General features: G+C 60.6%; 11 protein-coding genes, 1 tRNA gene and 1 pseudogene. 5 read left to right on the top strand and 8 right to left on the bottom strand.

Annotated elements, in window-relative coordinates; all coding sequences use genetic code 11:
• Positions 1 to 193: 193 nt before the first annotated feature.
• From XF30_RS10165 to XF30_RS10145, 4 genes and pseudogenes are all read right to left on the bottom strand, one after another.
• The gene (locus tag XF30_RS10165; RefSeq protein WP_109142577.1) at positions 194 to 3,292 is read right to left on the bottom strand and encodes an efflux RND transporter permease subunit; all 3,099 of its coding nucleotides are present in this window, start codon (positions 3,290 to 3,292) and stop codon (positions 194 to 196) included.
• A 672-nt stretch (positions 3,293 to 3,964) separates the two neighbouring features.
• A complete protein-coding gene (gene panC, locus XF30_RS10160; RefSeq protein WP_109142576.1) occupies positions 3,965 to 4,831 on the bottom strand; it encodes a pantoate--beta-alanine ligase in 867 nt (288 codons plus the stop codon).
• A gap of 13 nt (positions 4,832 to 4,844) precedes the next feature.
• Positions 4,845 to 5,717 carry a 3-methyl-2-oxobutanoate hydroxymethyltransferase gene (panB, locus tag XF30_RS10155; protein ID WP_109142575.1) on the bottom strand — a complete coding sequence of 291 codons (873 nt, stop codon included), beginning with the start codon at positions 5,715 to 5,717 and terminating at the stop codon, positions 4,845 to 4,847.
• 1,492 nt (positions 5,718 to 7,209) lie between these two features.
• Positions 7,210 to 8,162: pseudogene (locus XF30_RS10145) on the bottom strand (IS630 family transposase).
• Between the two features lie 4,100 nt (positions 8,163 to 12,262).
• Between XF30_RS10145 and XF30_RS10135 the strand changes: the two are divergent.
• Positions 12,263 to 14,155: a recombinase family protein gene (locus XF30_RS10135; RefSeq protein WP_502696159.1), complete on the top strand. Its 1,893-nt coding sequence runs from the start codon at positions 12,263 to 12,265 to the stop codon at positions 14,153 to 14,155.
• Here XF30_RS10135 and XF30_RS10130 read toward each other — a convergent pair.
• The 4 genes from XF30_RS10130 to mnmA form a co-directional block, all read right to left on the bottom strand.
• Positions 14,112 to 14,188 (bottom strand) — tRNA-Met (locus tag XF30_RS10130). The two genes, XF30_RS10135 and XF30_RS10130, sit on opposite strands and share 44 nt — an antisense overlap.
• Before the next feature lie 193 nt (positions 14,189 to 14,381).
• Positions 14,382 to 14,735, bottom strand: coding sequence for a hypothetical protein (locus XF30_RS10125; protein ID WP_057027990.1), 354 nt, complete (start codon positions 14,733 to 14,735; stop codon positions 14,382 to 14,384).
• 46 nt (positions 14,736 to 14,781) lie between these two features.
• Complete coding sequence (locus XF30_RS10120; protein ID WP_109142574.1) at positions 14,782 to 15,420, bottom strand: class I SAM-dependent methyltransferase; 639 nt, start codon at positions 15,418 to 15,420, stop codon at positions 14,782 to 14,784.
• A 79-nt stretch (positions 15,421 to 15,499) separates the two neighbouring features.
• Positions 15,500 to 16,681: a tRNA 2-thiouridine(34) synthase MnmA gene (mnmA, locus tag XF30_RS10115; protein ID WP_109142573.1), complete on the bottom strand. Its 1,182-nt coding sequence runs from the start codon at positions 16,679 to 16,681 to the stop codon at positions 15,500 to 15,502.
• A gap of 347 nt (positions 16,682 to 17,028) precedes the next feature.
• On the opposite strand from mnmA, the gene XF30_RS10110 reads away from it, so the two are divergent.
• From XF30_RS10110 to fliF, 4 genes are all read left to right on the top strand, one after another.
• Positions 17,029 to 18,624 carry a flagellar hook-length control protein FliK gene (locus XF30_RS10110; protein WP_109142572.1) on the top strand — a complete coding sequence of 532 codons (1,596 nt, stop codon included), beginning with the start codon at positions 17,029 to 17,031 and terminating at the stop codon, positions 18,622 to 18,624.
• 13 nt (positions 18,625 to 18,637) lie between these two features.
• Entirely contained in the window at positions 18,638 to 19,342 is a 705-nt protein-coding gene (locus XF30_RS10105; RefSeq protein ID WP_109142571.1) for a flagellar hook assembly protein FlgD, read from the top strand.
• A gap of 402 nt (positions 19,343 to 19,744) precedes the next feature.
• Positions 19,745 to 20,020 carry a CtrA inhibitor SciP gene (gene sciP / locus XF30_RS10100; protein ID WP_002714638.1) on the top strand — a complete coding sequence of 92 codons (276 nt, stop codon included), beginning with the start codon at positions 19,745 to 19,747 and terminating at the stop codon, positions 20,018 to 20,020.
• A gap of 178 nt (positions 20,021 to 20,198) precedes the next feature.
• Positions 20,199 to 21,809, top strand: coding sequence for a flagellar basal-body MS-ring/collar protein FliF (gene fliF / locus XF30_RS10095; RefSeq protein WP_109142570.1), 1,611 nt, complete (start codon positions 20,199 to 20,201; stop codon positions 21,807 to 21,809).
• Positions 21,810 to 21,838: the final 29 nt, after the last annotated feature.

Genomic DNA, 21,838 nt, shown 5'->3' with positions numbered 1-21,838 from the left:
TTGTACATAAGCTCAAGCGATGGGGTGTCTTTGCCGCTTACCAGCGGACCACCGACGTGTTCTTCTCTCGGAGAAGATGAGGCGCCCAGCTCGGCACCAAGTGCGCGAAGATCTCGATGTCACAGGAAGCGTGGAGGGGTCCTAGGCTCCTTCGCGCGCACCACGGAGCAAACCCACATTTATTTGATAGTCATTACCTGGCCATCTCGGCATTAGCAGCGCCGGTGAAGTCGAGCTCGGCTAGGTTCGCGCGGTCGGCGCTCGCGTCGTCACGGTGATCGGACGCGATCGCGACGTAGAGCGCTGGAAGCACGAATAGCGTGATCAGAGTGCCGACAGACATGCCGGCGGCGAGGACCAGCCCGATCGAGAAGCGGCTCGCCGCTCCAGCTCCCGTTGCAGTCAATAAGGGTATGAAGCCCGTGACCATCGCCGCTGTCGTCATCAATATTGGGCGCAATCGGACGCGCGCCGCCATCTCTATAGCCGAGCGACGTTCAAATCTCTCCTTGAGCTGCAGCTCATTGGCGAACTCAACCATCAGGATGCCGTGCTTAGAAATCAACCCGACAAGTGTCAACAGTCCAACCTGGGTGTAAATGTTCATGGTCGCCCAGCCAAGGAACGGCGGAATCAACGCACCGACAATTGCCATCGGCACGCTGATCATGATGATGAGCGGATCGCGCAGACTTTCGAACTGCGCCGAAAGCACCAAGAATATGATGATGAGTGCAAATATAAATGTAATGACCAGTTGATTACCCTCTTGCACATATTGGCGCGCGTCGGCCAGGAAGTCGTGGCTGAAGCCTACTGGCAGTTTCTTCGCCTCGGCTTCCAGGAAATCCACTGCCTGTTCGATCGTGACGCCGGGCATCGGCACTGCCTGAAAAGTCGCGCAATTGAGCTGATTGAAGTGGGTGAGCGCGTTCGGATCGGTGGCGGTCTCGATGGAGACTACGGTAGACAGTGGAAGCATTGAGCCTGTCGCGGTCTTTACGTAATAGCTCCCGATTGCTTGCGGCACCAGACGTTCCTCTCGGGGAACCTGCGGGATCACCTGGTAAGAGCGGCCCTGCAAGTTGAAGCGGTTGACGTAGTTTCCCCCCAGTAATGTGGCAAGCGCATTGCCGATGGTCTGCATGGTGATGCCAAGCTCGTTAGCCTTGGATCGATCAACCTTGATTCGTACCACAGGCTGGTTGAACTCGAGGTCGGAGTCGCTCACCATGAACAGGCCGCTCTTACGCGCCGCATCCTTCAGCTTTGACATCTGCTCGTAGATGGATTGGAAGCCAAGGGTCGAATTGATCACCATCTGCACTGGTAGCCCGTCCGAACCGCCCGGAAGTGGAGGCAAGCTAAAGGCAAACGCGTTGATGCCTTCGATTTTTGACAGCTCGGCCTGGACAAGGGACTTTAGTACAATCGATGATCGCTTGCGCTCGTCCCACGGCTTGAGCAGCATGCCCGCTAGGCCACTCTGCTGGCCGCTAACGCCATTGAGCACGAAGCTCAAGTCAGTCTCTGGAAATTTCTGGAACGCGTTCTCGAGCTTGGTGCCGTAATAGTCGAGGTAGTCGATATTGGCGTATTTCGGCGCCTTCGTTAAAGCGAATACGATCCCTTGATCCTCCTCGGGGGCGAGTTCTTTGGAAGTGTGTATATAGAGAAAGCCGACGAGGCCAAGCATGGTTAGCGCAAACAAGCCCGTAACCGGTCGATAGTCAAGCGAGCGGTCGAGCTTGCGGCCGTACCACTGTGTCATGGCGCCGAACCCACGGTTCACAAATCTTGCAAACCGCCCCCCCTCGTCGCGCTTCAGGAGGAGCGAGCACATCATCGGCGATAGCGTCAACGCGATCACGCCCGAGACGATCACCGCTCCCGCTAGCGTAAACGCGAACTCGCGGAACAGCGCACCGGTGAGACCGCCCAGAAATCCGATTGGAGCATATACCGCAGCCAAAGTAATCGTCATGGAGACAATGGGGCCGACGATCTCGCGCGCTCCCGCTATGGCAGCCTTTCGCGGCGTTGCACCTTCTTCCAAATGGCGGTGAATGTTCTCCACCACCACTATCGCGTCGTCGACTACGAGACCGATAGCGAGTACCATTGCAAGGAGGGTCAAGAGATTGAATGAAAACCCCAGTACCAACATCATGCTGCAGACACCAACGAGCGACAACGGAATAGTGACAACAGGAATGATGACCGAGCGCAGCGAGGCCAGGAACAGGAAGATCACGACCACAACGACCACGACGGCCTCAATGAGCGTCTTCTCAACTTCATCGATCGATGATTGAATAAATTTGGTGGAGTCGTAGGCTACTTTCATCCTCAATGAGGGCGGCAGGTTACGCTCGATTTCTGGAAAGAGCCCTCGAACGCCTCGCGCTATGTTTAGAGGATTTCCTTGCGGGCTCGCCTGCACGCCGACAAAGACCGCGTGCTCGCCATTCATCGCGACACTAATGTCAGCACTCTGCGCGGCAAGCTCCACTACCGCAATGTCCTCCATGCGCACAAAGCCACCGTCATTGGCCTTCACGATCATGCGCTTGAAATCTTCAACACTCCGCAGATCCGTGTTTGCCGTGACATCGGAGATGGTGAAATAGCCCTTGGTCTGGCCCGCCGCGGCCTGGAAGTTGTTAGCGGCGATTGCAGCCGAAACCTCAGCCGGCGACACGCCGTGCCCTGCCATTTTCGCACTATCGAGCCATAGGCGCATCGCAAAATTCTGCCCACCCAGAATGTCTGCCGCTGCAACGCCGTCGACCGTTGAGATAACCGGTTGCACGACGCGTGAGAGATAGTCGGAGATCGCACTTGCCGCCAGTTCCTCGCTGGAGAAGGCGATGTACATGACAGCAGTCTTCTGACCCGTCGACTTCGTGACAACTGGATCGCTTGATTCCTTCGGGATCAAGTATTTGACTGAGTTGACCTTGGAGAGCACCTCCGTGAGCGCTTCGTTGGGATCAAAATTGAGCTTGATGTAGACTTTGATGGTCGAAGTACCAAGCACAGACGAGGAACTAATGTAGTCAACCCCCTCAGCGGACGCGACAGCCTGCTCCAGGGGAGAGGTAATGAACCCCTGGATCATGTCGGCAGAAGCGCCAGGATAGGAAGTCGTGATATTGACGACCGTATTAGATAGCTTGGGATATTGCCGGATCGGCAGTACGGTGGCCGCGCGCAAGCCGATCAGCAGAATCAAGGAACTGACGACGATAGACAATACCGGTCGTTTGATGAAAAGCTCGGTGAATGCCATATCGACTCATGTATCAAGAGTGGGATGCAAATTCGCCGCAAGTTATAAAGCGGCAATGATCACCAATGCTGCGGCTGTGCTAGCCCACGGTACGAGGGACGCGCTATTGGCTACTCTAAGAGCTCACGTGCTCGCGGGTGCAGACGCACTATCCTTGGCTTCCATGTTCGTCGCTCGAGTGTATGTTATTCCGCTGTTCTGATGGCTAATTCCGCATCTCGATGATCGGCGCCTGCTATAAAGCCCCCGTCTTCTCAGCCGGAGGTCCGAACTCTAGATGCTCGTCGTAACGCCTGATTGGACTTAATGAATTATAGCAAGGCAGCAGCTCAGGTTTCGCACTGACCCGCAGACCAATGATCGAGGTTCGACGTCGAAAGTATAGGCGACGTGACGGGTGCTCAACTCTACAAAGGTCAATGGGTGATATAGCCTGGGCTGTAGAGCACTATACGAAGGTTTGTCGAATTGATCGCTGATCGCCGTAGAGCAAATCTCGTGATGTTGCCGGACACAAAAGTTTTAGGTCCCACAATATTCCGTATGCACCGGCTACCTATCCTCGCTAAGTCGCCCAACAAAGTCGCGTTGGAGTTGGCCCTTCGCTACCAGCTCCCAGCGCTTTCGGAGATGCTTTGAGCATTTCTTGGCGCTCAATATGCTGCGCGCGGTTTAGCCACGCATTGCGCTACCGAGCTGGCAACCCAGTAAGACGTTGTCGATCAGCCGCGTTGAGCCAACGTAGGCTGCCGCACAAAGCGCCGCGGGGCGCCGCAGTGGACTATCGGCGGTTTTGAGCGTGTCACCGTCGACAAGTTCAAGATACTGCAGTCTGTCAACTGCCTCTAAATGCCCCCTGGCGACCGCAATCAGCTTTTCCACGTTGCGCTCTCCCGAGCGAAATTCGTCGAGCGCGGCGGATAGTCCCCGATTGATCGCAAGGGCCCGCTGACGCTCTTCCTTGCTGAGATAGCGGTTGCGGCTGCTCATTGCGAGCCCATCGCGTTCGCGAACGGTTGGCACAGTGACCATCTCGATCGGGAGATTGAGATCAATTACCATGCGACGCACGACTGCGCATTGCTGAAAATCCTTCTGCCCAAAAAATACGACATCGGGCTGCACCATATTGAACAATTTGCATACGACGGTCGCGACACCGCGAAAATGCCCAGGCCTGAAGACTCCGCACAGAGGTTTGGCGAGGTCGCCCGGTTCAACGAAGGTTTCGAAATGGCTCGTATAGACTTCCAGTGTATCCGGCGCAAAGAGGATCGCGACACCGCCATCACGGCACAGTTCCTCATCACGTAGAAAGTCGCGCGGGTAGCTGCTGAGATCCTCGTTTGGTCCGAACTGAGTGGGGTTGACGAAGATGCTGACGACGGTGACGTCGCATTGCGCCTGGCTCGCTGCGATCAGCGCCATGTGGCCATCGTGAAGATAGCCCATTGTCGGCACCAATCCGACCCGTCGATCGGCGCCGCGGGATTTAGCGAGAGTACTGCGAAGTTCAGCGACCCTCGTGATTGTTTGCATGTGGAGCTCTATATCAAGCCGGGTTGGACGGCGCCCAGGTGGCAATTGCCTCTCCGACGCCTTCGGGAAGCCTATAGGACTCTTGTGGTCCCGGGAATGCACCACCGCGGACATCCGCGGCCCAGCGCGAGAGCGCATCATGCAAATGCTGAAAGCCTTCTGCATAGGCGCGAACGAATTTGGGGCGATGACCTCCAGTGAGGCCCAGCACGTCGTGGAACACGAGCACCTGGCCTGAACAGTCCGGGCCGGCGCCGATCCCGATCGTCGGTATTGTCAAGGACTTGGTCGCTCGAGCAGCAAGCTCGGCCGGAATGCCCTCCAACACCAAAGCGAAACAACCGGCCTCCTGCAGACGGTGAGCATCATCGAGCAGACGCAACGCTTGATCCGCTTTCCGACCCTGCACTTTGAAGCCGCCCATCACGTTGACGCTCTGGGGCATAAGACCGAGATGACCCATCACAGGAATCTCGCAATCGACGAGGGCCCGTACCATTTCGATTCTCTTGCCACCGCCCTCGAGTTTCACTGCAGCTGCGCCTCGCTGCAGGAAGCCGCCGGCATTGCGTATCGTTTCCTCGACGCTAACGTGGAAGCTTAGAAATGGCATATCAGCGACGAGTAAAGCACGAGGCTTGCTGCGTACCACGGCTTCGAGATGATGGTTCATCATCGCAACGCTCACTGGAAGCGTATTTTCGAACCCAAGGCAAACGTTACCCACACTGTCACCGACGAGAATGATGTCGACAGACGGATCCGCGATACGCGCCGCGACCGCGTCGTAGGCAGTCGTCATGACGAGACGCCGACCGTCCTGCTTCCACCGCTGCAGCATGGGAATTGTGATGCGATCGATCGGCTGCTCCGAAACGTGGCTCATTTGGACCTCAGTTCGATTTTGCGGGTGCGAATGTGACAAAGCCTTGAACTTCGGTTAATTCGCCGACGACTTCGAAGTCGTAGCTATCCACAGCGGACGAAATGATCGAATATGCCGGGTGATCAGCAGTCTAGTTGCTGCGAAACGTAGTGAACCTCTTCGGCTTTAGCTCAACTGATTTGCTGCTCATCCAAGAAGGACAAACAGCAAACAATGAGTTAGTCACGGGATTGGCAGATCCGCGCAACTGCGGCGTTGAGAGCACAGTAACGCGAGCCCCTGCGCTGAGAATGACATAGATCCGCCTCCCGGAGTTCTTGTTGCGGATGTTTACGAACTCCATGGTGGAAGGGCCGCTGCGAGATAAGGGGGTGGATCGAGGGGTGATGAAACCGTGGTAATGAAGATTGCCTCCGTCTCATGCTTCGCGGCGTATACTGTTCTCGTTTGAAGAATGTTCAGCCTTCCGCGCTAACGGTACTTCCTAAGGGGCGCGGAAGAAAATTGTCAACTTGCGCAAGAGAAAAAGAAATCGGCGGCTCAAAAATGGCCCGGGAATGGATGAAAATCCTTTTGGTTGCGCCATCATCGCCGCGAGACTTTCTTCGCTTGGTATGCAGGCGTACGTCGGCTTCCGCCGATTCGCCGACCGGCTGCCGCGGTCGGCGACCGATCCGGTCTGCTCTAGAGCAGCTCATGGGCTGGATCGACGATGTGCAGTGTAGAATTCCTTGAGGTCCGCCGAGGTGACGCAATACTGCTCCTGACAAAGATCGTATTTCCAAGCAGCGCAGCAGCAGATGTTGATCTGCTAAAGAGCCCCCATAGAGCTTGGTGCCGATTTACTCGAGCCCGAGGCGTTCGCCCGCTTTGGCGGAAGCAAAGGTTCGTAGCGGGGTCCGTTGTCGGTCATGACTTGCTGGCCTTTACGCCGACTGTTGTGGCGTCCCCGCCTTGAGGAGGGCCGCGGCGCAGCCCTGACGATCGCTCTTCATCGCCTTGCGGAAGGTATTTGGGGGAGGCATCCTCGATTCAGATGTAGACATAATCTGGCCAGGTTCTTCGCCGCGTACCCACAGGCTGCTCTTTCAACCGGCCGGCACGGTTGGACTTGCCCAGCTTTTTGATATCGATGTGTCAGCTCACCGGGATGTTCACGTTCATAGCGCCGCACCGGTTGGGCGGGTCAAGCTGCGCAATCGGCGTAGCGCGGTCGTCGCACTCCGACTTCGGCGCATGTGGCAGGCAGAGTTTGGCTCGGCGTTCAAACCTTGTAGAGCGATCACGCTCCATCGACGCCTGCCCTTGCGGAACGCTTGACCCACTTGGCGACGGACTTGGCCGAAATATTGAATTGGAGCGCGGTTGGTCTTTGTCAGGCTACTATGATCACCCTCGCCACCATGGCTTCTCGATCTGGCGGTGTCAGAGCCGCATCCTTATGCGTGCCCATCAATTCTCCAGGAGTGGGCTAAAGCTTCGCTAGAGCGTTTCACATTTTGATTGAAGCATAACCGGCGCTGGCGAAGTAGTTGGCGCATTCGCGAGGCTGGATGTCCTGGACGAGGTGACCGATATGGCGCCAAGTATCCTCGATGGTGCGCTTCTGAGCTTGCCTCATCCAATGTTTGATCTTGGAGAAGGCCTGTTCGATCGGGTTGAGGTCGGGCGAGTATGGCGGCAGGTACCAGAGCCTGGCGCCAGCAGCCTTGATCATCTGCCTGACGGCTTTCGACTTGTGGCTTCCGAGATTGTCGAGAATGACGATGTCGCCTTCGCGCAGAGTTGGCAGTAGAATGTGCTTCACGTAACCACGGAAGCATTCACCGTTGATCGGGCCGTCGAAGACGCAGGGTGCTGTGAGTTGGTCATGGCGGAGCGCGCCCAGGAATGTGAGGGTACGCCAGTGACCGTGCGGAGCGAAGCCGCGCAGGCGCGCCCCTTTGGGTCCCCAGCCTCGCAAAGGGGCCATGTTGGTCTTGATCCAGGTCAGGTCTCATCGATGAAGACGAGCCGGCCCGGATCGAGCCCGGCCTGCCAGGATCGCCAGCGCTGGCGCCTACGCGAGACGTCGGCGCGAGCCTGTTCGAGGGCGAACAGTGTTTTTTTGAACCGCAGCCCTTCCCGGCGTAGGAACAGCCAGACCGCATTGTGTGAGACCTTGACCCCGCGGGCTGCCAGTTCCGCCTTCAGACCATGCAGCGTCAGGTGCGGCGTCTGAGTGATCCGCTCGACGACGAAGGCGCGGTGCGGATCAAGCACAGGCTTGCGGTGACCACCCATCTTGCCAGGCGCTACCGAGCCGGTCGTTCGATAACGCTGTGACCACTTCACAACTGACGAGACCGCAACGCCAAACCGTTCCGCCACAGGTCGGCAGCTCTCACCTTTGGCAACAGCGGATACCGCGCGCTTACGCAAATCGTTGGAAATTGGTCGGACCATCGGATGCTGGCCTCCAGCCCAGCCAGCATCTTGAATCATGTTCGCCCCTGATCCGGAATCCCTTCCGATTCAATAAATCCGTGAACCGCTCTAGGTCCGCTTCCTCGTTCACGACCTGTTGGACAACCTACCGAAAGCTCACACTAGTGGGCTCACAGACATGCTACCCGAACGGGCTGACACTCATGCGCCCCCTCTAAAAGGGCGCGTATGCGCGCAGCGATCTGCCGTGCTTCCTTCGGCCGCAGGTTGGGTTTCATGCAATCGAGTATGGTTAGCATTGCCTGAACTTCGTCCATGTTCAATGTGGCCACCTTGCGATCAGATAGTCCCAGAGACTGATCGGAGGCACGGACCTGATTTGCTACAAGCACCGCAAGCGCTTGCGACCGCAGCGTCGTGATATGCCGCTCCAATGTATGCATTTTTGGCCTGTAGCTGCCCCAGGGCATATGTCGAGCGCTGGTGGCCAACCCGGTCACAAAGACTGGGGCTGGCCACCTTTGCTCCCATGAGGCTCAAATTCTCAAGGGTGACTAAGTTATATCTGCGAGAAGTAATGAAGGGCACCTACCAAAATAGGTCGGCCCCATCTCATCGGCGACCCTCTAAACTGGGTCTTTGCCTTAAAGCAAAGCAATTGGAGACACCAGCATGACCAGACACGTGGGCGTGCATAGAACACAGTGTATAAAAGACAATGTCAGGCCAAACGCACGCAAGAATGTTGGCAGGGCAAGTCCAGACGAAGCGCGATAGAGTGAGAAGATTATCCGAGAGCTTGAAAGCCGGCGACAGGGAGTACCGCGTTGAAGAATCGACGACGCTGTGGGCGTCGTCGTCGCCACACATGGCGAACACAATTGCATCAAGATAACAGCGGACCGGACTAAGCCAAAGCAGTCTTCTTTCCCTTCCTGAGTGTTGGCGAAAATGGATCGGAAGCGGTGTGGGTGCGACTCGGCGCCGTTTAGTTGCGATGGAGCAGACGCTGTCCCTACCCCGGCCGCACTGCCAGTTGAACTTAGCAGAACTTGCATCAGCACCTTTCCCCCACGCATGCAGTTGGCAACGCTTTCCCTGCCACCCAGCTAACTGCTCCAAACTGAGCTTTAAGCGGCGGCAAGAAGCTGATTGCTTGCAAAAACGATCAAAATCGAAAGGAGAACTAACCCGCAAGTTGGAAGCATTGCGGACGCGACTCGGCGCCTGGCAGCCTGGGGGGCATCATGAGGCACCACTCTGCCGCATCCGCATTGCAATGAGCTTAACGGAAGCGTGACTCGGCACATGGTGGTCCTTCAGCTCATGCGCTGTCTCTGCCATGCCCCGTTAAACCCAACGCTTTTTTATCGGGGCTGGCTTACCGAAAGCTGACAGACCTGCGCAATCTATAAAACGCAGGCGACCCATGTGGTCGGGCCGCTTGCCGTTGGCAGCGATATCGCATTACGCCTCAGATCAGCCATTCGGCGCGCTTGCGATCAGCGGCAACCGCATTGGGACTACGCGCCGGATTGACACTCAGCCAATCCACCGCGCGTTTAATGACTGGTCGCCGCATGACTTCACGCCCCCTGGCTCGTGGGCTCTTCGAGCATGCAGGAATTGGCCATTCGGATTGCGCACACTTGCTTTCGAATTCGAATACCTCGCGCCGTTACCGGCGCGTGCTCCACGCTGGGTTCGCGTGTGGAGGACGATTGGGTTCCGATTCGTCAAAATGCTTAATGAGCTCGCCAGCCTATCTTCCTGTAAGGCGCGAAAACTAGACGCGATTAGCGAGTTCGAGACAAAGCAGCGCGGATGCGACTCGGCGCCGATGTCCACCAGGGAGGGTGGATAAATGCGCTATCTGTCGCATCCGCTTCGCCGGAACGCTGGGGGCGACATGACTCGGCACCCCCCATTGGAGGAAGGAAGGCGCTGTCGCTATCACGTGCCGCTGGCTCAGTAGTCAGCCTCGGGGATCACAAGGCTAACCCACCCGGCTTTCCCGTGAGGCCCGCCGCCTCAGGGTACAGTGGGACTTTAGCGAGAGAGTGGCCTCGGGTAACCTACCAGCATTGGTAGTCATGCACAGCACGGCGGCGCGAAGAGCACACCGCGTTGAACTACCTTGCATGAAGGCAGCAGGCTTCGCGGGGCTCGGCGGTATCGGCCGCTCCGTAACGCCGTTATCCAGAGCGTCTTTGCGTATAAGCACTTAGCTCCCTCACTACACCGCGGCCTTTGTCCCCGATATAGCTCCCGGCGCTGTTCGCCATTCTGGCGAAGGTCTCGTAGTCCAGCGCTTCTAGGCTGCCCTTGCTTTGCGAGAGACCAAGGTATGGCCAGCACGGCTTGCGGCGGCGAGCGTTGGCCTCGAGGCGCTTGTTCCTCGGGCTAGCGTCTGCGGCAGGCTTCCTGCCGTTTTGGAGCGCAGTTGCGCGATGAAGTTCGCGCCGAACAGCTCGATGTCAGGCAGAGGGTTGATTTTTGTAGAGGCGCAAGCGTCTGCATGCTCTTCTTTCACCAAGCATCGGTAATTCATTCTCGCGCGAGCGACCAAACGGCTTGCGTTCCCAAATGAAGCCACACGAGCAACGCAATGGCCGCTATGCGGCCGCAATGCAGTCGCGCCTCTTGCGTAGAGTGAGCGCGTGGCTCGGAATTCCCGCAGGATCTTTCGCGATGGATCCCAGAGAATTCGCGCGGCCTCAACCTGTGAGGCTGCGGGCGATCAGCGTTGATGTTATCTCTGCTCAGCATAGCTTTGAATTCGCGTCTGCCGGTTCCTCAACGGCGTGCCACCATTTTGCTTCGCCGAGACTCGGCGGAACAACTCGCAATATCAAAACTGCGAATGTGCGGGATCGGGTGCGAAAATGCGCGCGGAAGGGAAGTGCTGCCGCCGTCGTTTAGCGGCCTGCCATGATCTGTTCGGCGAAGACGATCGAAAAGGACCTTGTAGCTGCGCAATGATCAGATAGACTATCTGATATACGCGCTTGCCTCTTCGCTCTCGCCAAAAACTGCGATGTTCTCATACGGGCGGCAAAGATCCGTCGCCTGCCGAACCGCAACCGGCGGGGTTTGGCTGCACCAGGATAATTCAGCCTCCTCTGCAGAGAAGGCGCAAATCGACGTCGCTGATCCAGATCAGAGAAACCGTCCGTTGGTGACAAATGCGACCTCAGCTGCGCTCGACATGGGGCAGCCGCCTCGACTTATGCTGACGCTTGCCAGGAACGTGTCCGCCGGCTTATGCAGCAGATCGCGAGAGCATCCCAAGGTTCTGGCTCACAGCAATCGATGCGCAGGATCGGGCATGGCTCACCCATTGGTGTGTTGAGGTATTCCGAGCCCAGAAGGTTTAGAATTAGGGGGAGGCAGCGCGGGCCGGCCCTCTGCGCTGTTCAAAGCTCTGAAACTGCCGACTCCGCGCTGCCAGCGCAGTTAAATGACGATGTGACTCGGCGCTCGTCAAAGAGGCCCTCGGAAAGCGCTGTCCCTATCACGTGCGCCACTAACTTCGCGCGCCAGCGTCGCGGTACTGCAGCGCTGCCACCTCGCACCCGTGGGCGGCTGCCCGGGGCGCCGTGCCTTTTATCGTCTAGATGTTCCGCAAGGCACCTGCCAGATTTGGTCGGCTGAGCTGGCTTGCGAGGGAGAAAGTGAAGCGTTGTGCCGACCACTCCTGCCCCCGCACCCAATCCTGAAGCCGCTTATCGCGAGGGGGCAATTATGAGCTTCTGGCTTGTTCACCGTAGCCACGCATTCGATTCCCGACTTCCGCATCATTGGAGCGCACTTGGAGACAAAGACGCGTCTGATCGTTGCGAGAACGGCGAAGGCCATTTACGTTGGCTAGGTAGACCGGCCTAAGGACGGTTGAACCATCCACCGCCTCCTCGCCCACGGTCTAGCGAAGTACTCCAATCGGCCGAACTGGTGGCGAATTCGACGGCGGAAATATAGTCCTGTGGCGAAGCCCGGGATTTCCACTTCGGTATTGGCTAGATGGAGAGGTTGTGCGGTTCCTAGCCGTATCAGTTCCATGCAACGCCGTTCGCTCGTATCTTTTTCTTCGCCTGGGCATCCGATTGCACGACGAGCTCATGGAGGGCGTTACACTTGGTCATGATCCGAGCAAGGATGCTCGAGATGATCAGTTCCCCCCACGTCGTCTTGTCGACTGGCGCCAGCGCAGGTGCGTGCACCTCGTTGAGCTGCGCGATAACCTAGAGGTTCGATCGTGGGGGAGGCCGATTGCAAATTTTTCTTGCCGACGAATCCAGACAAGGCGATCTTACGTCTCGCGCGAGTACTTGCCCGTGTGGCCGCGAGGGAGGATCATGAAAGACAGCTCATCGATCGAAACGAGGAAAAGAGCGACGATCTATGCTCGATTCTCAACCGATCTCCAGAACGAGCGATCGATTGAGGATCAGCTTTCACTTTGCCAGAGCTATGCCGAGCGTGAAGGATTAATTGTTGTCAGCACCCATGAAGATCGGGCTCGTTCGGGCGGGTCTGTCATGGGCCGCGAAGGCCTTCTACAGATGTTGGACCAGGCGCGGGAGAAATCCTTTGACGTAGTGATCGTCGAAGCGCTCGATCGCCTCTCTCGCGACATGGAAGATCTGGCTGGCATTCATAAGCGGCTGTCATTTCTCGGGATCGAGATCCGGGCGGTCCACGAGGGCGTCGTTAACACTGTGCTGGTGGGCCTTCGCGGCTTGGTCGGGCAACTTTATCGCGAGGACAATGCGCACAAAGTGCGTCGCGGCCAAGCGGGGCGGGTTAAGCAAGGTTTGGCTGGTGGGGGCCTGACGTACGGATACGCAGCGGTCCCTGGAAGAAGTGGTGAACGAGTGGTTGTCGAGGCCGAGGCACAAGTGATCCGGCGCATTTTTCAGGAATACGTGGACGGCCGTACGCCTCGGGAAATCGCGCATGATCTCAACAACGAGGGGGTATCTCCTCCGCGGGGCCGAGGTTGGAATGCGTCAACAATCAATGGCAATCATGAGAGGGGCGCCGGCATTCTACTAAACGAACTTTATGTGGGGCGCCTTGTCTGGAACAAGGTCAGGATGGTGAAGGACCCCGACTCGGGAAAACGCCTGTCGCGACCTAATCCGAAGAGTGATTGGCAGATGGCTGAAGTGCCGCATCTTGCAATTGTCAATCCAGAGCTATTCACGGCTGCTCAGCAACGCAAGGAAGAGCGCGGTCACATCCACCCCAGCCACCAACGTCGGCCTCGTCGGATGCTATCCGGACTGCTCCGGTGCGGCTCATGTGGTTCGGGTATGGCAACCAATGGACGCGATAAATCAGGGCGCACTCGTATTCGCTGCTCCGCGTCGAAAGAGAGCGGCACATGTTCTGATGCCAAGACCTTTTATCTAGATGCGGTCGAGAGTGCAGTCCTCAGCGGGCTCAGGGCCGAACTGCGTGCACCGAAGGTGTTTTCGGAATACGTACGAACGTATCTGGAGGAGCGGAAGCGCCTCCTAGCTACATCACAGGCAAAGCGACACCGCCTCGAGCAGCAGCTAGGGCATTTGAGTCGAGAAATCGAACGATTGGTCGATGCGATCGCGAAGGGACATGGCGATCCGTCTGTTCTCGGGCCGCGATCGACTGCGTTAGATGCCGAGCGAAAGCGAATATCTGAGGAGTTGCAAAGGGAACCATCCGCCCCGAACGAAATTGCGCTGCATCCGGCCATCCTCAAACGATATGAGGAGCAACTCGGTCGGCTTGAAGAGGCAGTGGGTAAAGGTGTCAGTGCGGGCGACGGAGAGGCCGCGGAAGCCATTAGAGACTTGGTCGAGACGGTCACCGTGCTCCGCCAACCGGGACGCCCAGGTGGTTTAGCCGTCGAGATAGCAGGCCGGCTGAACTCCCTGCTCGGCGAAAAGGCCTATCCAAATAAAGTCAAAGGAGTGTGGGGAAAGGTGGTAGCGGGGGAGGGACTCGAACCCCCGACCCCAGGATTATGATTCCCGTGCTCTAACCAGCTGAGCTACCCCGCCACAGGGATCGCGGCGGCGACTTGAGGCCGATCTCGCGAACGCGCGGCATATAAGGAAGGGGGCGGGGGTAAGTCAATCCGCCTTCGCTAAAGCTTCGGCGCGACAAGTCCGCTTCGGGCCGATTTCTCACCAGAATTTGCGATTTTTTACGGCGCCGAACTCGCGGATGGTCCCCCTCACCCGGGAAGCGCCCTTATTTCGGCCTCACATTGGGGTCGCCGCCGGGGCTGCCGGGGGGCGGGATCACCGGGGTGTTGCTGTCGGTGCTGGGCGCGGGGGCGTGCATGTCGGGATCGACGCCCGCGGGCGGGCAGAGCACGCCGTCCGTCTTGGCCAGCTTGTCGCCGAGCGGTTCCCGGGACTGGCCGGTGGTGGTGCCTTCCGGGGTGGTCGCCAGCCGATCGGATGGGGCACAGCCGGCGGCGCGTTGCGGGGATGGCGGCGCGGTCGCTTGCGGCGGCGTCGCCGGGGCGGGCGGGGCCTGCGCGATCGCCGGTGCAGAGGCGGCGATCAGGAGGCCCGCAAGAATGAGGTTTGTCGTGCGCATGGGAAGCAAACGCGCGCGCGAGGCCCCCTGTTCCCGCAGGTGGCAATCACGATTTGCGGTAGCGGATCAGCGAGAAGTGGCCCATCGGCGGCATGGGACGGCGCTCGGTGAGCGCGACGCCGCCGTGCCTTGCGGCCCAGCCCTCGAGGCGCGCCCACGGGAATTCCGGGCGCCAGCCGAGGCGGCGGGCGATGGGCGCGAAAGCGAGCTCGAACAGCTTGCGAGGGCCGCTCTCCGCACCGATGTGGTTGACCAGGATCAGCTCGCCGCCTGACTTGAGCACGCGCATGAACTCGTCGAGCGTGCCTTCGGGATCGGGAACGGCGGTGATGACATATTGCGCCACCACCGCGTCGAAGAAATCATCGGGGAAGGCGAGGTTCTTCGCATCCATCACCGAGAGCACTTCGACATTGGAGAGACGTAAGCTCCGGACACGCGCCTGCGCCTTGCGCAGCATCGGCTCGGAGATGTCGACGCCGCAGACCTTGGTGGTGCGCGCGTATTCGGAGAGCGAAAGACCGGTGCCGACGCCGACGTCGAGGACGCGGCCGCCGATGCGGTCGGCCTCGGCGATGGTCGACTGCCGGCCGGCGTCGAACACCTTGCCGAATACCAGATCATAGACCGGCGCCCAGCGGCCATAGGCCTTCTCGACCCCGGCCCGCGAGATGTCTGCTGCCATGCCCCTGCCCTTACTTCACCTCTCCACAACAGGAGAGGTGAACCCAGCCCAATGAGTTGTGCTTGATGTCGTCATTCCCTCAGCCGCGCACGACTTCCGCGAGCGGGCGCGATGTGCCCGTGCCGACCTTGGCCGCAGCGCTCTGGATGAAGCCGCCGCCGAGCACGCGGGCCTGGCCGCCGGCTGCGTCGTAGAACACGCAGGCCTGTCCCGGCGAGACGCCCTCTTCGCCTGCGACGAGCTCGACCTCGTAACGGCCATTGCTGCCGCGCAGCCAGGCCGGTTGGGGGCTACGGGTGGAGCGCACGCGCACGAACATTTCGAGGCCGCTTCCGATGGCGCGGTCGATGTCGCCGTCGCCGATCCAGTTGACGTCGCGAAGTGCGATGCGGTGCATCTTCAGTGCCTCGCGCGGGCCGACCACGACGCGGCGGGTCGCCGCGTCCAGCCGCACCACGAACAGCGGCGCATGGGCTGCGATGCCGAGGCCGCGGCGCTGGCCGACGGTGAAATTGGCGATGCCGTTGTGCCGGCCGAGCACGCGGCCCTCGAGATCGACGATGTCGCCGGGGTCCATCGCATTGGGGCGCAGGCGCGTGATGATGTCGGTGTAGCGGCCGGTCGGCACGAAGCAGATGTCCTGGCTGTCGTGCTTGTCGGCGACCGCAAGGCCAAAGCGGCGCGCGAGCTCGCGCGTCTCGGGCTTGGTCATGTCGCCGAGCGGAAAGCGCAGGAAGTCGAGCTGTTCCTGCGTGGTCGCGAACAGGAAATAGCTCTGGTCGCGGTCGGCGTCGGCCGCACAGACCAGCGCGCGTGAGCCGTCGCCCCGGCGGCGCGAGGCGACGTAATGGCCGGTGGCGAGCGCCTGGGCGCCGAGCTCGCGGGCGGTCTTCAAGAGGTCGCGGAACTTGACGCTGCGGTTGCACTCGATGCAGGGCACCGGCGTTTCGCCGAGCGCGTAAGAGTCGGCGAAATTGTCGATGACGGACTCGCGGAAGCGGTCCTCGTAGTCGAGCACGTAATGGGGAATGCCGAGCTTGGCCGCGACGTCGCGGGCGTCGTGGATATCCTGGCCGGCGCAGCAGGCGCCCTTGCGGTGGGTGGCCGCGCCATGGTCGTAGAGCTGCAGCGTGATGCCGACGACGTCATAGCCCTCAGCCTTCAGCAGCGCAGCCGTCGTCGAGGAATCGACGCCGCCCGACATGGCAACGACGACCCTGGTGTCCTCGGGACGGCCTTCGAGATCCAGACTGTTGAGCATGGGCCCTAGAGCGTTGTGACGGCGGCGACGCGCGATCCGCGATTTGCTTTCTCGGGGGACGGCGGCGATCCCCCGGAACCTTGGTTCCCGAAGAGCACGACTGCCCAAGTCGAAAGCGGCTGAGAGTAGCCTCTTTAATATAGGCGGCATTCCGGTGAAGCAATCGCGCGGGGCCCCCGCTTAGGGCAATTCTTGCCGGGGCGGCAGAAATGGCGGGGTCGGAGCCGGCGGCCCGGCAATGCACCCACGTCGCCAAATCATTGATTAAGTTACTGAAATATTCAGTTCGGGACGCTGGCCCGCTCCTTGCTCCCTCTTGATGCGAAGTTGCTTGCAAGGGGTTGCCTGTGGTCGGTCGGATGTCAGATGTCGTGGCAAGCGTGCAAATCCAGAGCGCGCAGCAGAAGCCTGTCCGGTCGCAAGCCCCGAAGGACACGCCGGCGAGCGAGGCTTTCGGCTCGCTGGTCGACAGCAACACGCAGGCCAGCGGCAACAACGCGCAGGACGCCGCACCGCGCCGGAACGAGCAGAGCTCGTCCTCCCCGGCGGCCGAGCGGCCGTCGCGCGACACCTCTTCCACGGACCAGCCTTCGCAGAGCAAGGCGAGCGACGACACCGAGGCGTCTGCGCCTGCGGAGAATGACAGGGGCGAGGCGCCCAGCGATCCGACCAAGGACGCCGGCAAGGTCAAAGACAAGTCCGAGACGGCCGACGCCAAATCGGCCGACAAATCCGACGAGCCCGAGAGCGACGCGACTGATGGCACCGAGGTCCTCACGGCCGCCGTCGAGGCGGCTGCCGCCGCGCCGTCCGCGACGACGCAGACCGCCCTGCCCGACCCCGGCATCATCGTTGCCGCGCCGGTCGTCCCGGTCGACCCGAATGCAGCTGCGAACCAGGCTGGCGATGCCGCCGCCGCGCCGCTCGCGATCGCCGCGGCAGGTCTTGCCGCCAGCGCCTCCATCGCGGCCCAGATCGCCGGCACCAAGACCGATACCGCCACGGCGAGCGCCAAGGCCGCAGGCGCCGAGGTCGATGCCGAGACCACGACGACGCTCGGCGAGGCCGCGGCCGGCACGACCGAGACCGCCTCGACCGATGGAAAAGCTGGTGGCGGACTGATCGCCGCGGTCAGCCAGGGCACGCCCAAGACCGGGTTCAAAGAGGCCGCCACGGCGCAAGCCCAGACCGACCTCTCCAATATCGGCCAGGACACCGGCAAGGCGAACGTCGCTGCGCAAGCACCGGCCGCCAACGCCGCCCATGCGCAAGGCGTCAAGCCGCAGCCCGATCACGTCGCGACCGATGCCAAGGCGGGCCCCGCCGACCGCGCCGCCGATCCGGCCCAGACCACGTCGGCCGCGCCGGCGCATGCCGGCCCGCAAGCCACACTCGCTCCGACGGATACCAGCGCACAGGCCGCCTCCGCCGTGCAGGCGCCGCTGACCAATACGACCTCGGCCGCGACAGCATCAACCGCGACGCTCACCGCGACCGCGGCGACCCACACTACGGCGGTGCCGATCAGCGGCATCCCGATCGAGATCGCAGCCGCCATTCGGTCCGGCAAGTCGCGGTTCGACATCAGCCTCGATCCGGCCGAGCTCGGCCGCATCGACGTGCGCATCAACGTCGACCGCGCCGGCAACGTCACCTCGCATCTCACCGTCGAGAAGCCGGAGACGCTGCAGATGCTGCGTCAGGATGCCCCGCAATTGCAGCGCGCGCTCGACGATGCCGGCTTCAAGACCGGCAGCAACGGTCTGTCCTTCAGCCTGCGCGACCAGAATTCATCGGGCCAGCACTCAGGCCAGAACAACGACAATGGTGGCAATGCCCGCCGCCTGATCATCAGCGAGGACGACAGCGTTTCCACGGCGCCCATCGGGCGCGGCTATGGCCGCATGCTAGGATCGAGCAGCGGCGTCGACATCAGAGTGTGAGGAGTATCTGGCAATGACCACCACGAATGCCGCCACTTCGCCCCCGGTCGTCTCCGGGACGACCGACCTGCCGAAATCCTCGTCGAATTCGTCGATGAGCTCGACCACGGGGTCGACGCTCGCCGGCAATTTCCAGACCTTCCTGACCCTGCTGACGACGCAGCTGCAGAACCAGAACCCGCTCGATCCGCTCGACACCAACCAGTTCACCCAGCAGCTGGTGCAGTTCGCCGGCGTCGAGCAGCAGCTCAAGACCAACGAATCGCTGGCTCAGCTCGTCACTCTGCAGCAGACCACGCAGGCGACCCAGGCGCTGGGCTTCGTCGGCAAGACCGCGCTGGTCGACGGCTCGACCGCGACGATGACCAACTCGACGGCTGTGTGGCATCTCAACGTCCCGACCGACTCCACCGTCGAGATCTCCATCGCCAATTCGAGCGGCCAGACCGTGTTCAACGGCAAATATACCGCCGCCGCCGGCAACGACATTCCCTTCACCTGGAACGGCATGGGTAATGACGGCACGCAATGGCCCGACGGCAAGTACACGATCTCGGCCACGGGCAAGGACGTCGCGAACAACAATGTCGGCATCGCCGCGCAGGTGCAGGGCGTGGTGTCGTCGGTCGATCTGACCCAGTCGCCGCCGCTGCTCACCATCGACGGCGCCAGCTACACGCTGAGCCAGGTCAAGAGCATCATTGCGACGAGCAATTGAGGGAGCGCTGCAGCGACAAGTTCGGTGTCATCCCCGCCTAGTGCGCAATTGCGCACGGGGGGCGGGGATCCATAGCCACAGGGTGTGGTTGGAGCGCATAGCTGGTCCCCCAAGTCTTCGTCAAACCCCTTCCTGGGGTTATGGATCCCGGGCTCGCGCTCCGCGCGCCCCGGGATGACTATCAGGGCCTCCGCGGCACCTCGGCAGACCCTCTTTGTTAGTAAAGTATTTGCCTTCTGCCCCGCTCAGCCGGCCGAGATTGCGTCTTTCGCCCGCCGAGTCGGCCGCGTTCCCGCAAGATTCAACGAGAATTGTATTGAACCCTTAGGCTTAGCGGATTTTTAAGCCGCGGGGGTTACGGTTACGGCGTGAGTTCAGTGGTTGAGAGTTTGTGAGTACGCCATGACAGAACCCCATCGCCCGAGGGTAAAATACGTCATCGGGCCGGACGGCAGTCCGTTGACGATCGCGGATCTGCCTGCACCCGGCACCAAACGCTGGGTCATCCGCCGCAAGGCCGAAGTCGTCGCCGCTGTCCGTGGCGGACTTCTCTCCCTCGAGGAGGCCTGCAGCCGTTATACCCTGACGGTCGACGAATTCCTCTCCTGGCAGTTTTCCATCGACCAGCACGGTCTGGCGGGTCTTCGCACCACCCGCATCCAGCAATATCGCCAGTAGGCGATCCGGAATTCTGCGGTTTTTGACGAAAATCGGCCTCGCTCTGCGAGGCCGATTTTTTTCATGATGCACTTTTGTCCGACCTCTTAACCTTCGTTAACCATATCGAAACCATCACCTAGGCAATAATTGCCCAGTCGACCGCTCGGTTGCGGGTCGGATTGGTCGGGGCGGTTGCTTGCAAGGTCTTGCGGACTTCTTAAAAAGTATCGGTGCCGCCCGGTTCGGGGCGATGATCGCGGTCACCGCCGCGCTCATCGGCTTCTTTGCCTTCGTCATCATGCGTGTCACCACGCCGCAGATGACGACGCTGTTCACGGACCTGTCAGTCGAAGACTCCTCCAGCATCATCAAGGACCTGGAACGCCAGGGCATCCAGTTCGAGATCCGCAATGAGGGCTCCATCATCATGGTGCCCAAGGACAAGGTCACGCGGCTGCGGATGAAGCTCGCCGAGGGCGGCCTGCCCAAGGGCGGCGGCGTCGGCTACGAGGTGTTCGACAAGTCGGACGCGCTCGGCACCACCTCCTTCGTCCAGAACATCAATCATCTGCGCGCGCTCGAGGGCGAGCTCGCCCGCACCATCCGGGCCATCGACCGCATCCAGGCCGCCCGCGTCCATCTGGTGCTGCCCGAGCGGCCGCTATTCGCCCGCGAAGCGCCGGAGCCGTCGGCCTCGATCGTGGTGCGCGTCCGCGGCGCGCTGGAAGCCCAGCAGATCCGCGCCATCCGCCACCTCGTCGCCTCCGCCGTCAACGGCCTGAAGCCGCAGCGGGTCTCGATCGTCGACGAGGCCGGCCAGCTGCTCGCCGACGGCGCCCAGACCGATCCGGAGCAGGCGATCGGCGAGGAACGCCGCATCGCCTTCGAGAAGCGGATGCGCAAGCAGGTCGAGGACATCGTCTCCTCCGTGGTCGGCTCGGGCCGCGCCCGCGTGCAGCTCTCCGCCGATTTCGACTTCAACAAGGTCACCCAGACCTCGGACAAGTTCGACCCCGAAGGCCGCGTGTTGCGCTCGAGCCAGACCCGCGAAGAGCAGAGCATGACCGCCGACAACAACGGCCAGGTCACCGTCAACAACGAGCTGCCCGGCAACCAGCAGAACAACGGCGTCGCGCCCAAGGACCAGAGCAAGAAGACCGAAGAGACCAACAATTACGAGATCTCCCGCACCACCAAGACCGAGGTGACCGAGGCCGGCCGGGTCAACCGCATCTCGGTCGCGGTGCTGGTCGACGGCATCTACAGCAAGAACGACAAGGGTGAGCTGGCCTACCAGGACCGCACCAAGGAGCAGCTCGACCGCATCGCCACGCTGGTGCGCTCGGCGATCGGCTTCGACCAGAAGCGTGGCGACCAGGTCGAGGTCGTCAATCTGCGCTTCGCCGACGCGCCCTCCACCGCCCCGATCGGCGAGCCTGGCGGCTTTCTCGGCATGCTGCAGTTCACCAAGGACGACGTCATGTACTTCGTCGAGCTCGGCGTGATGATGCTGCTCGGCCTCGTCGTGCTGTTCCTGGTGATCCGCCCGCTGGTCAAGCGCATTCTCGCCTCCGACGAGGTCGCCGCCGCCATCTCCGGCGTGCTGACGGGCCCAGCCGCCTCGGAAGAGGCCGCGCCGGCCGGCCAGCCGCTGCTGCCGAGCGGCGGCACCAGCGCCATCGACGTCGCCACCATTCAGGGCCAGGTCCACGCCCAGTCCGTTCACCGCGTCGGCGAGCTCGCCGAACGCAATCCCAACGAAACCGTCGCAATCATCCGCCAGTGGCTGACTGAGCCGACGAAATAACCAACGCCAAGTGCATCAAGAAGTGATCT

Source organism: Bradyrhizobium sp. SUTN9-2 (genome assembly GCF_003122645.1).
GTDB classification, from domain to species: Bacteria; Pseudomonadota; Alphaproteobacteria; order Rhizobiales; family Xanthobacteraceae; genus Bradyrhizobium; species Bradyrhizobium yuanmingense.
This window is presented reverse-complemented; position numbering and strand designations above follow the sequence as displayed.

Excerpts from the sequence above, each read along its gene's own strand:
- XF30_RS10165 (WP_109142577.1), bottom strand. The coding sequence starts at position 3,292 with ATGGCATTCACCGAGCTTTTCATCAAACGACCGGTATTGTCTATCGTC.
- panC (WP_109142576.1), bottom strand. The coding sequence starts at position 4,831 with ATGCAAACAATCACGAGGGTCGCTGAACTTCGCAGTACTCTCGCTAAA.
- panB (WP_109142575.1), bottom strand. The coding sequence starts at position 5,717 with ATGAGCCACGTTTCGGAGCAGCCGATCGATCGCATCACAATTCCCATG.
- XF30_RS10135 (WP_502696159.1), top strand. The coding sequence starts at position 12,263 with ATGGAGGGCGTTACACTTGGTCATGATCCGAGCAAGGATGCTCGAGAT.
- XF30_RS10125 (WP_057027990.1), bottom strand. The coding sequence starts at position 14,735 with ATGCGCACGACAAACCTCATTCTTGCGGGCCTCCTGATCGCCGCCTCT.
- XF30_RS10120 (WP_109142574.1), bottom strand. The coding sequence starts at position 15,420 with ATGGCAGCAGACATCTCGCGGGCCGGGGTCGAGAAGGCCTATGGCCGC.
- mnmA (WP_109142573.1), bottom strand. The coding sequence starts at position 16,681 with ATGCTCAACAGTCTGGATCTCGAAGGCCGTCCCGAGGACACCAGGGTC.
- XF30_RS10105 (WP_109142571.1), top strand. The coding sequence starts at position 18,638 with ATGACCACCACGAATGCCGCCACTTCGCCCCCGGTCGTCTCCGGGACG.
- sciP (WP_002714638.1), top strand. The coding sequence starts at position 19,745 with ATGACAGAACCCCATCGCCCGAGGGTAAAATACGTCATCGGGCCGGAC.